Consider the following 9,807-nt stretch of genomic DNA (forward strand, 5'->3'; position numbering starts at 1 on the left):
CCCCGCCTCGGCTAGCCGGTTAACCAGGGCCACCTCGAGCCGGCGCATGGCCTCGGTGAGGCGGTGGCGCAGCTGGGCGACGTCGGCGTGGGGGAAGCCCAGGGGGACGTAGTGGCGCAGGCCCTCCCGCAGCCACAGCAGGCGCAGGTGATGGGGGGTGAGCAGGGCCACCAGCCGGTGGGGGTGGGGCTTAGAGCGCGCAGAAGCGGCGGACCTCAGCCACGTCATAGGCCCTCGCCTCCGCGGCGGCCATGCTGATCTTGCCCTGCTTGACCAGGGTGGCCAGGCTCATGTCCATGGGGGTGAAGACCTCGCGCGCGGCAGAGAGGTCGGCGCGCATCTGCCCGGCCGACTTACGCGCGAGGATGATATTGGATACCGCCGGCGAGTTCGTCAAGAGCTCGTAGGCAGCGATGCGCCCGGGCTGGTCGGAGCGCGGCACCAGCTGCTGGGAGACCACCCCCACCAGGTTGCTGGCCAGTTGCACCGTGACCTGGGCCTGCTGCTCGGCGGGGAAGGCGTCGAGGATACGGCTCACCGTCTCTGGTCCGCCCTTAGTGTGCAGGGTGCCCAGCACCAGGTGGCCGGTCTCGGCGGCGGTAATGGCGGCGCCGATGGTCTCGGGGTCGCGCATCTCGCCCACCAGAATCACGTCGGGGTTCTCGCGCAGCGAATCCTTGAGGGCCTGGCGGAAGCTGATGGTGTCGGACCCGACCTCGCGCTGGGAGATCACCGAGCGCAGGTTCTTGTGGTGGAACTCGATGGGGTCCTCGATGGTGACGATGTGCTTGGCAAAGTTCTCGTTGAGGTAGTTCACGAGGGTGTTCAGGGTCGTTGATTTGCCCGAGCCGGTGGGCCCGGTGACGAGGAAGAGACCCCGCGGCTGGCGCACCAGGTCGAACAGCCGCTCGGGCAGGCCCAGCTCCTCCAGTGAGCGGATCTCGTTGGGGATGGTGCGGGCGACCACACACCACTTGCCCCGCTCCATGAACACGTGCACCCGGAATCGCCCCACGTCGCGCAGGAAGAAGGAGAAGTCGAGGCTCTTCTGCTCCATCCAGCGCTGCAGGCGCTCGTTGGCCATGGGGTCGGGCACGCGCCCCGCCGAATCCTCGTCGTCGTCGAGGTTGAGCAGCGCCTTCACGCTCTCCTCGAGTTCGCGACCCACGAAGATGCGGCTCCCCTCCATCAGCCTCAGCTCCCCGTGCACCCGGGCCACGGGCAGCAGGTCGGGCTTGAGGATGATGTCGCTGGCTTGCATATATACCGCCGTGCTCAGCAGATCCAAAAACTCCATGAACGCAGCACCTTTGGTCAGCATTTTTCTCTCCCTTCGCTCCCTTCCTAGGCCATGGTCTTCGCCAGTACCTCCTCGGCCGAGGTCACGCCCTGCTCGACCTTGAGCACCCCGTCCTCCGCCAGCGTGCGCATGCCCTTCTCCAACGCCAGCTCGCGGATGCGCTCGGTGGGGGCCCGCTGGGCCAGCGCCGACTGCAGGGCGCGGTCGACCTCCATCAACTCGAAGATCCCGGTGCGCCCGGCGTAGCCCCCGCGGCAGTGCCGGCAGCCGTCGGGGTTGGGCAGCCGGGCGTGGCGGAGCTCCCGGTGCAGCAAGCGCTCGCTCTTGCCCTCGCGGTCCTCGCTCGAGCACGCCGGGCAGAGCCTGCGCACCAGGCGCTGGGCCAGCACCCCCAGCAGCGCCGCGCTGACGTTGGCGGGGTCGACCCCGAGGTCCATCAGCCGGGTGGCGCTGGAGGGCGCGTCGTTGGTGTGCAGCGTGGCGATGACCAGGTGGCCGGTGAACGCCGCCTGCACCGCCACCTGCGCCGTCTCGCGGTCGCGGATCTCCCCGACGTAGATGATGTCGGGGTCCTGCCGCAGGAAGGCCCGCAGCACGTCGGCGAAGGTCACCCCGGCCTGGGAGTTGACCTGCACCTGGGTTAAACCCGGCAGCTCGTACTCCACGGGGTCCTCCACGGTCAGCACGTTGACCTCGGGCCGGGCGATCTCGCTCAGGATGGAGATGCCGGTGCGGGTCTTGCCCGAGCCGGTGGGCCCGGTGATCAGGAACAGCCCGTAGGGCCGCCGGATGATCCGGCGCAGGGCCTCCAGGGTGTCGGCCTGGAACCCCGCCTCCTCCAGCGGTGGGGCCTTGCCCTCGTTCCTCAGCAGCCGCAGCACGGCCTTCTCCCCGTACATGCCGGGCACCGTGGACACCCGCACGCTCGCCTCCAACCCCCCCTCCTTGAAGCGGAAGCGCCCGTCCTGCGGGCGGCGCCGCTCGGCGATGTCGAGGTTGGCCTTGAGCTTGACCTTCTGGATCACCAGCGGGGTCGAGCGCGCCGGGAGCGTGGTGTACTCGTGCAGCTCCCCGTCGCGCCGCATGCGCACCACCCCCTGGTGCTTGTGGCTTTCGATGTGCACGTCGGAGGCGTCGGAGAGCAGGGCCTCGCGGATGAAGGAGCCCACCAGCCGGTCGAGGGCGTTGCCCTCGACCTCCAGCCCCTCCGTCCCGCCCCCCCCCTCCCCCGCGCCCTCCGCCAGGGCGCTGACCTCCTCGAGGTCGCGCAGCTGGCCGTAGTCCCGGGCGATCACGCGCTGGATGGCGCTGGGTGAGGCCAGGGCCAGCCGCAGCGGGGTGTTGCGCAGCAGCATGCGCAGTTCGTCGTTGCGCTGGATGTCCTCGGGGTCGGACACCGCCACCACCAGCTCCCCCGCCTCGTTCATCCGGTAAGGGATGGCCCGCAGCGAGATGGCGTAGGCGTCGCTGATGCGCCGGCGCACTCCCGGGTCGGGAGGCGCGGCCTGCAGGTCCACGTAGGCCAGGCCCAGCGCCTCGGCCCGCGCCTCGGTCAGCTGCTCCTCGCTGACGAGGCCCTGGGCCAGCAGCAGGTTCTCCCCCCGCCGGGGGTCGGCCTGATGCTCCTCGAAGGTGCGCCGGTCGATGCGGCCCTTGAGCCACAGCGCTTCCAGGGCGCTCCTGGGCCGGGCCCCGGCCGGGCGCCCGCGCTGGGCGGAGCGGTGGGCCATGAGCCAGATCTCGGGGTAGGTCAGGGCCACCGGGCGCCGCTCCAACCCCGCTGCGGCAATCTCATCCTCGACGAAGGCGCGCCAGGTGACGTAGTAAGCCTCCCCCTCCTTGCGCACGCTCAGCAGCCGCAGCCGCTCGAGGATCTCGGCCTGGTCGGGCTGCCGCTCGAGCAGCAGCCCGTCGAGCCCCGGCCACAAGGGGCAGCCGCTAGCGCGGGAGAGCTCGGCGTAGAGCACGCCCTCGCCCACGTACCCTTCCTCCACCAGCCAGCGCTCGACCTCGTGCCGGGCGCTGGGCGGGGGCTCGAGGTGGCCCAGGCCCAGCGCCTGCAGCACCCGCCGCTCGCGCGGCAGGGGGCCGGCGGAGGGCGCGGGGGAGGGGGCAGGCTCGTCTGCGAGGGGCTCAGCCTCCCCCCGCGCCGGCGCGCCCCCCGCGGCTTGCGGAGGGGTCAGGCCCGGGGCCGCGGGGGTCACGCGGGCCAGCTCCCGCCGCAGCACCTCCAGCAACCCCTCCCGTTCGGCGTAGCCCACCCCGACGGCCCCCAGGCGCTCGGCCAGGGCCTGCACCTCCGGCTCGAAGGGCTCGGCGCTGGCGAGCCACAGGCCCTCGGGGGATCGTCCCTCCTGCACCAGCGGCACGCAGGCCAGCCGCTCCCACTCCTCGGCGGCCACCGCCTGCAGCGCCACCCGGTCCACGGCGCGCAGCAGCAGCGGGGGGCAGCCGACGCGCTCCAGGGCTTGGGCAATGGTGGCGGGGGCGACCCGCGCGACGGCCGCCAGGCCCGCCACCAGCGGGCGGCCGCTCTCCTTCAGCTGCTTGCGAACCGCCGCCGCCCGCAGCGGGGGCAGCGCGCGGAGATCCTGCACCAGCACCTCGAAGAACGCGCGTTCGTCCGGCAGACGCATCAGCGTCCCTCCTCCCGCCGTGCCGGGCTCGCCTCCTCCGGGAGGCCAGCCCAGCGCGCCATGACCTCCTCCATGCGCCCTTGCTCCACCCGCCGACCCGCCTCGAAGAGGGTGGGGGTGTAGGCGACGGCCCACCGGCGGGCGGCCTCGAGGTCGGCCGCGGTCTGCCGCAGCGTGGCGGCGCTGGCAGCGCAGGGCAGCAGCGGGGCGAACTCCGCCCTTAGCCGGTCCTCGCCCTGGCGCGCCGCCTCGAACAGCCGCCCGACCATCGCCCAACGCGCCTCAGCCGGGGCGCAGTACAGCAGGGCGCTGGCCAGGCCCTCGGCCTTGCCGCGGGCCAGCGGCCGCAACACCAGCCGCATCTCCCCCGCCTTCGCCCGCGCCACCCAGCGCCCGCCGTAGCGCTCCCAGGCCCGCCGGCAGTGGGGACAGCCCCACCAGCTGAAGATGGTGAGGGCGGGCCGGGAGGCCGGCCCCAGGCTGAGGGGGTGGGCCTCGACCGCCACGCCCTCGGGCAGCGCCGGCCGCGGCCACAGCCACACCATCGCCGCCGCCAGCAGCCCGCCGCCCAGCACCAGCCACTTGTGGAGGGGGACGCGCGCGCTCATGCCTGGACCCCCCGCTCGATGCGCACGGCGCCCCCGGGCTGCTGGACGCCGAAGGCCACCACCGCGAAGCCGCCGGCCCGGGGGCCCTCGCCGCGACCCACCACCAGCCACAGCAGCACCCCCTCCCCCCGCGCGAAGCCGAAGCCCCGTGCCCGCGCTGCCGAGCGCGGCACTCCGCCCGGCCCTTCCAGCCCCAACAGCCCTTCAACCTGATCGGAGGGGAAGGGCAACGCGGCCTCCTCGGCCTCCTGGGCACAGCGGTGCAGGATCTCCGCGGCCTCGTCCTCCCAGCCGAAGTGCAGCGGGGCCGACAGGCGCGGGCAGACCCCCGCGCGCATCATCTCCTCGATCACCGCCAGGGCGTAGTTGGCCGCCTGCCCGCCCTCGCCCAGCTCCAGCCGCGCCCCGCGGTAGTAGCAGTCGAAGGCCTCCAGCCGCAGCGTGCCCCCCCGGCGCAGCCCCCAGGCCAGCACCCTGCGGCCTTCGGGCTCGATCCCCGCCGCCAGGAAGGCGTCGCGGGCCGCCACGAAGGCCTGCAGGCCTTCCCACTGGTGCAGGAGCTGCCACAGCTCCTGCACCTCGGCGTCGCTCAGGCCGTCCACCCAGCCCGCCCCGTCGGGCAGGTCTTCGCTCAGCAGGGCCACCATCCCGCGCGTGCGAGTGAGCACGCCGTACTCGCCCACCAGCACCGAGTCCAGCAGGCCGTAGATCAGCTTGTACAGCTCAGTCACTCCCCACCCCCAGCTCCACCAGCCGCTCCAGCAGGGCCTGGCCGCCGTGGCGGTGGGCGTACTCGTTGGCGTCAGTGCGGCCGGCGGGGTCGAGGGGCTCGAGCAGCCGCACCGGGAAGCCCTGCTCGCGGAAGGGCGCCGCCCAGCGCTCGAGCACCTGCGCCCGCCTGTCGTGGGGGTCGGCGTAGAGGTAGATGGGCTGCAGGGGCAGCCGGGCGACGAGTTCCTTGGCCGGCCCGTTCTCCACCCCCGGCACCCCGATCACCCCCAGGCCCTCCTGGCGCACCAGGCTCCACACCAGCAGCGCGTTGGTCGCCCCCTCCATCACCACGACGCCCGCCCGGGCCTGCAGGAGGCCCGGGCCGATCCACACCGGGCTGCCGTGGCCGGGGGTCAGGGTGTAGAAGCGGTTCTCCCCCTCCTTCACCACCCCGCGCCGCACCACCGCGTTGAGCGGGCGCCCCTCGGCGTCCATGTACACGATCACCCCGTCGTGCTCGTTGAGCGCCCCCAGCCCCCCCTCCAGCGCCGCCTCGAGGCCGAAGCCCCGATTCTCGAAAGCCTTGGGCAAACGCCCCAGCTCGCGCAGCCGGGCCTGGGCCTGGCGCACCCGCTGCAGCATCTCGCCCTCCAGCAGCCGCACCAGGCTGGCCGAGCGCGGGTGGGAGGGGGGCAGGTCGGGGGGGGTCTCGTCGGTGAAGAGGTCGCCGTAGCCGATGCCCAGGGCGCGGATGACCTCCTCGGTGGACGCCCCGCCGAAGTCGTAGAGCAGGATGCGCCCGTTCGCCAGCCGGATCGAGAGCGAGGGCTCGCTCTCCTCGCGCACCGGCGAGTAGGCCATCCAGCGGCCGGGCCCGGTCTTCCGCACCCCTTTGAGGCTGGATAGAAGCCGCTCGAGGCCCTTCCCCGCCATGTGGCTCTTGGGGTCGCCGCCGCGCCGCTCGATCATGCGCTCGAAGTCACGGCGGCTCGCGTCGATGAAGGCCTGCAGCCGCGTCGGCGAGGTACCCACCCGGCTGGGCGAGCCCGGCAGGTGCCGCCCGGTGAGGGCGATGAAGGGGCTGCGCCGGACGGCCACATTGCCCCAGGTCAGGGGCTGCTCGCTGCCGCCCTCGTACAGCAGCAGCAGCGAGCCCGGCACCACGCCCTCCTCGGCGTAGCAGTTGAGCATGTCTAGGTAGCGCATGGCCCAGGGCGCGACCTTGCCGTCCTTGAGAGCGTTGTAGAAGGTGATGGCCACGACCGGGTTGTAGCGCGAGTTGACGTAGGCCAGGCCCGAGGCCTGGGCCTGCGCCAGCGCCTGGCAGGCCCGCTCGAAGCTGGCCCAGCTGTAGGGGTCCTCCACGCTTGCGGTGACGGCGGGGTTGGCCGCCTGCACGAGCTCGAGAACCGGCCGCCCTTTGGCGCCGCGCTTCGCGCCCGGCCGCCACAGCGCCCAGCGGTTCTCCCGCGTGAGCTTCTGGGGCAGCTCGAGCCACCGACCCTCCTCAGCCCGTCCTGGTTGGGGCGTCTCGATCATAGCCCACACTATAGCGGCCTTTGATAGGGGACTCTGATCAAAGATGAGAGACGGACTGGATATAGTCCTACCATCAAATTTATATATCTTGAAACTCAAGGAAGGCGAAATATACTAAAAACAACCCCCCGAAGTTTTGGAGAACCGGGGGTTGACGCCACAGGTGCTACCCTGTCTTAGTTGTCGTTTTCAGGGTAGCACAGGCGAGAAAGGAGTGCAAGGTGCCCACAGCCTGTGCCCATAGAGCTTCCATCGCAGCCCCGACCGTGGCCACGGTCGGGGGATCGTCATCATCTGCATCCGCCGCGCCCGCGGAGGTGCGGCCGTGAGCGTCATCCGCCGCGGACCCAAGCGGGACTTCACGGTGCTGCCCAACGCCACCCTCAACGACGCGCGGCTGTCGTGGGAGGCGCTGGGGATGCTGGCCTACCTGGTCAGCAAGCCCACCGACTGGCAGGTGCGGGTGGCCGACCTCACCCGCCGCCCGGGCAGCGGCCGCGACCGCACCTACCGCATCCTCGAGGAGCTGGCGCGCAACGGCTACCTGGAGCGCCGCCAGCTCAAGGACGCGCGCGGCCGCTTCACCGGCCGGGAGTACCTGGTGCACGACGAGAGCCAGGACCCGCGTCCTGAAAACCCGGATACGGCTGGGCCGTATCCGGCTAAGCCGGAGCTTAAAAAAGAAGGAATTAAACAAAAGACAGAATTTAACGAGCAAGAATCTTCGATTCTTGCCTCGAGCAAGGAATTGCTGGCAATTCCTTCGGCGGGCGGGGCCGCCGAAGGGGCTGCCCCGCGCACCCCCTCTCGAGCCGCCCCGGCTTCCCCCGCTCGAGGCATGCTCCGCCAGGAAGACGCCCCCCTCTCAGGACGGGCTGCGCCCGCGCACCGGTCGGAAGGCGCACCCCACGGGTCGCAGGCGGAAGGATCTTCCCCGGCGACCCGCGGCGGGCACCCGGCCAAGCGGCACGACGCGGTGGGTGAGCTGGCCCAGGCGCTGGGTCTGGCGGGCTGGCAGAAAAACTTTGCCCGGGTGGCGGTGAGCGAGGAGCGGACCCGCAACGCCTGGTTCTACCTCGCGCGCCAGGCCCCACGGGCCCTCAAGGGCTCGTACCGGCTGCTGAACAAGACTGGGGAGCGGGGCCCGGTGACCTGGGGGAGTTGGCTGCCCCTCCTGGCCGAGGACGTGCGGGCCTACGGCGAGGCCCGGGTAGCGCGGGCCCTCGAACTCGCCGTTGTTCAGAGCACGCCCAAGGGGGCGTGGAACTACTACCGGGCCGTCGTCGAGGACCGTCCCGCGCACACAGAGCCCGAGGCCGCCCGGTGGGGGAACCCGCCCAGGGGACGATCCCCTTCGGGACGGGCTGACGCCCGTGCACCACAAGGCCGCCCGCCCGCCCCCGGGGCCTGGGAGCGGCTGGAGGCCGAGTACGGCCCGCTGACCTCGAGCTACGGCCTGGACGAGCTCGAGCGCGAGTACGGGGCCCGGAGGAGGGCCCCGGGGGGCGATCCCCTGCCGGGGGAGGTGGCTGATGTTTGAGCTCTCCTGCACCAACGTCCCGCGGCTGCCCCCCTGCCCGCTGTGCGGGGCGGCGGCCCTCGAGAGCGCCTACCGCTTCGCCGAGGACATCTCCCACGACTGCGACTGCCTGCGTGACCGGGAGGAGGAGTATTACCGGGGCCTGCGGCGGCTGTGGCGGGGGCGGGTCTGCCTCGAGCAATTCCTGGCCGGCGTGCCCCGCCGCTACCGGGGCTTCACCCTCGAGGGCTACGTGCGCGAGCCGGCCAACGCCGAGGCCCTGGCGGCAGCCCAGGGCCTCCGGCCGGGGGAGTTCCTCTACCTCTACGGCCTACCCGGGCGCGGCAAGACCCACCTGGCGGTGGCGGCCGCCCGCCGCCTGGCGGCTGCAGGGCACAAGGCGCTGTTTTTGGGCGAGGCCGAGTACTTCGAAGCGCTCTACCGCAGCATCCGCGGCCAGGGCGAGGCGCCCGACTATCGCCCGGCCTCGGTGCTTGTGCTCGACGATGCCGGCAAGATCAAGCCTACCGACTTTGCCTACCAGACGCTGTACGCCCTGCTCGAGCACTTCTCCAGCGAGGGCAAGTCCCTCATCGTCAGCAGCAACTACCCCCCGCTGCAGTTCGCCCGGCGGCTCGCAGGGGGCGAGGCCGAGGCCGCCGCCGCCATCGCCAGCCGCCTGACGCAGGGCTACGTGCTGGAGGTGGGGGGCCACGACCACCGGGCCGCAGCCGCTCAGGGCCCCTTCCCTCCCGGCGACTGAACGCCCCGCCGAGGCCAGGGCGTTGCCGTTCCCCGTAGTAACTACTTCCAGCACGTGCCCTACACCGCGACCGCTGCCCTCCGGGGCGGCCTTGCCTTGCCAACGCGCGCCGGACGCCTTAGCCGAACAGCGCCCGGGCGATCTGCCGCCGCACCACCTCGGGCTGGCCCAGGTAGCGCCCCAGCCATAGCTCGAGGCCCCCCACCGGGATCAGGTTCTGCGGGGCGCGGGGGTCGCGGGCGGGAGAGGAGGCCAGGGCGCAGAAGACGCTCACGGACAGGTCGGCCAGAGCCACTGCTTGCACGGCGTCGGCGGCCGGGGTCTCCACCCGCAGCAGCGCTGCGGAGGGATGGTAGGGGCGGGCTGGCCGTAGGGGCAGCCGTAGGTACCAGCTGAACACGTCGAGGGGGCGGCAGCGGGCCAGGCCCCTGAGGAAGAACACCGGGGTGCGCTCGCCGGGCTCGAGCCGGCCCAGCAGGGCCTGGCGGGAGGGGTCGAGGTAGCTAGCCGCCTGGGTCTTGGTGTAGCCCAGCACCTGCCCGGGCCGCCGGAAGGGCGCCTCGCCGGGGAAGAGCTGCCCGTCGAGCACCGTCAGCCCCTCCTCCCCCGCCTCGGCTAGCCGGTTAACCAGGGCCACCTCGAGCCGGCGCATGGCCTCGGTGAGGCGGTGGCGCAGCTGGGCGACGTCGGCGTGGGGGAAGCCCAGGGGGACGTAGTGGCGCAGGCCCTCC

9 protein-coding genes are annotated in these 9,807 nt (G+C 72.3%); 2 read left to right on the forward strand and 7 right to left on the reverse strand.

The window, feature by feature from the left end; translation table 11 throughout:
* From Mrose_RS18670 to Mrose_RS16790, 6 genes are all read right to left on the reverse strand, one after another.
* Positions 1 to 228 (reverse strand): hypothetical protein (locus Mrose_RS18670; protein WP_147371694.1); only part of this gene is annotated, 228 nt, incomplete at its 3' end.
* Positions 191 to 1,321, reverse strand: coding sequence for a type IV pilus twitching motility protein PilT (locus tag Mrose_RS16770; protein WP_119280215.1), 1,131 nt, complete (start codon positions 1,319 to 1,321; stop codon positions 191 to 193). The genes Mrose_RS16770 and Mrose_RS18670, both read right to left, overlap by 38 nt.
* 23 nt (positions 1,322 to 1,344) lie before the next feature.
* Positions 1,345 to 3,936: an ATPase, T2SS/T4P/T4SS family gene (locus tag Mrose_RS16775; RefSeq protein WP_119280216.1), complete on the reverse strand. Its 2,592-nt coding sequence runs from the start codon at positions 3,934 to 3,936 to the stop codon at positions 1,345 to 1,347.
* Positions 3,936 to 4,544, reverse strand: coding sequence for a DsbA family protein (locus Mrose_RS16780; protein ID WP_119280218.1), 609 nt, complete (start codon positions 4,542 to 4,544; stop codon positions 3,936 to 3,938). The genes Mrose_RS16775 and Mrose_RS16780 overlap by 1 nt, the downstream gene beginning before the upstream one ends.
* Positions 4,541 to 5,275, reverse strand: a complete 735-nt coding sequence (locus tag Mrose_RS16785; RefSeq protein WP_119280220.1) for a hypothetical protein — start codon at positions 5,273 to 5,275, stop codon at positions 4,541 to 4,543. The genes Mrose_RS16780 and Mrose_RS16785 overlap by 4 nt, the downstream gene beginning before the upstream one ends.
* Entirely contained in the window at positions 5,268 to 6,794 is a 1,527-nt protein-coding gene (locus Mrose_RS16790) for a toprim domain-containing protein (RefSeq protein WP_119280221.1), read from the reverse strand. Before Mrose_RS16790 ends, Mrose_RS16785 begins: the two co-directional genes overlap by 8 nt.
* A gap of 325 nt (positions 6,795 to 7,119) precedes the next feature.
* Here Mrose_RS16790 and Mrose_RS16795 point away from each other — a divergent pair, with 325 nt between their 5' ends.
* Positions 7,120 to 8,334, forward strand: coding sequence for a hypothetical protein (locus tag Mrose_RS16795; RefSeq protein WP_119280223.1), 1,215 nt, complete (start codon positions 7,120 to 7,122; stop codon positions 8,332 to 8,334).
* Positions 8,327 to 9,076, forward strand: coding sequence for an ATP-binding protein (locus Mrose_RS16800; RefSeq protein WP_119280225.1), 750 nt, complete (start codon positions 8,327 to 8,329; stop codon positions 9,074 to 9,076). Before Mrose_RS16795 ends, Mrose_RS16800 begins: the two co-directional genes overlap by 8 nt.
* Positions 9,077 to 9,194: 118 nt before the next feature.
* Here Mrose_RS16800 and Mrose_RS19015 read toward each other — a convergent pair.
* Positions 9,195 to 9,807 (reverse strand): DNA double-strand break repair nuclease NurA (locus tag Mrose_RS19015; RefSeq protein ID WP_338025237.1); only part of this gene is annotated, 613 nt, incomplete at its 5' end.

Source organism: Calidithermus roseus, assembly GCF_003574095.1.
Taxonomy (GTDB): Bacteria; Deinococcota; Deinococci; order Deinococcales; family Thermaceae; genus Calidithermus; species Calidithermus roseus.

Bases quoted from the DNA above. Each gene is read 5' to 3' on its own strand.
- Mrose_RS16790 (WP_119280221.1), bottom strand. From the start codon at position 6,794: ATGATCGAGACGCCCCAACCAGGACGGGCTGAGGAGGGTCGGTGGCTC.
- Mrose_RS16780 (WP_119280218.1), bottom strand. From the start codon at position 4,544: ATGAGCGCGCGCGTCCCCCTCCACAAGTGGCTGGTGCTGGGCGGCGGG.
- Mrose_RS16800 (WP_119280225.1), top strand. From the start codon at position 8,327: ATGTTTGAGCTCTCCTGCACCAACGTCCCGCGGCTGCCCCCCTGCCCG.
- Mrose_RS16770 (WP_119280215.1), bottom strand. From the start codon at position 1,321: ATGCTGACCAAAGGTGCTGCGTTCATGGAGTTTTTGGATCTGCTGAGC.
- Mrose_RS16775 (WP_119280216.1), bottom strand. From the start codon at position 3,936: ATGCGTCTGCCGGACGAACGCGCGTTCTTCGAGGTGCTGGTGCAGGAT.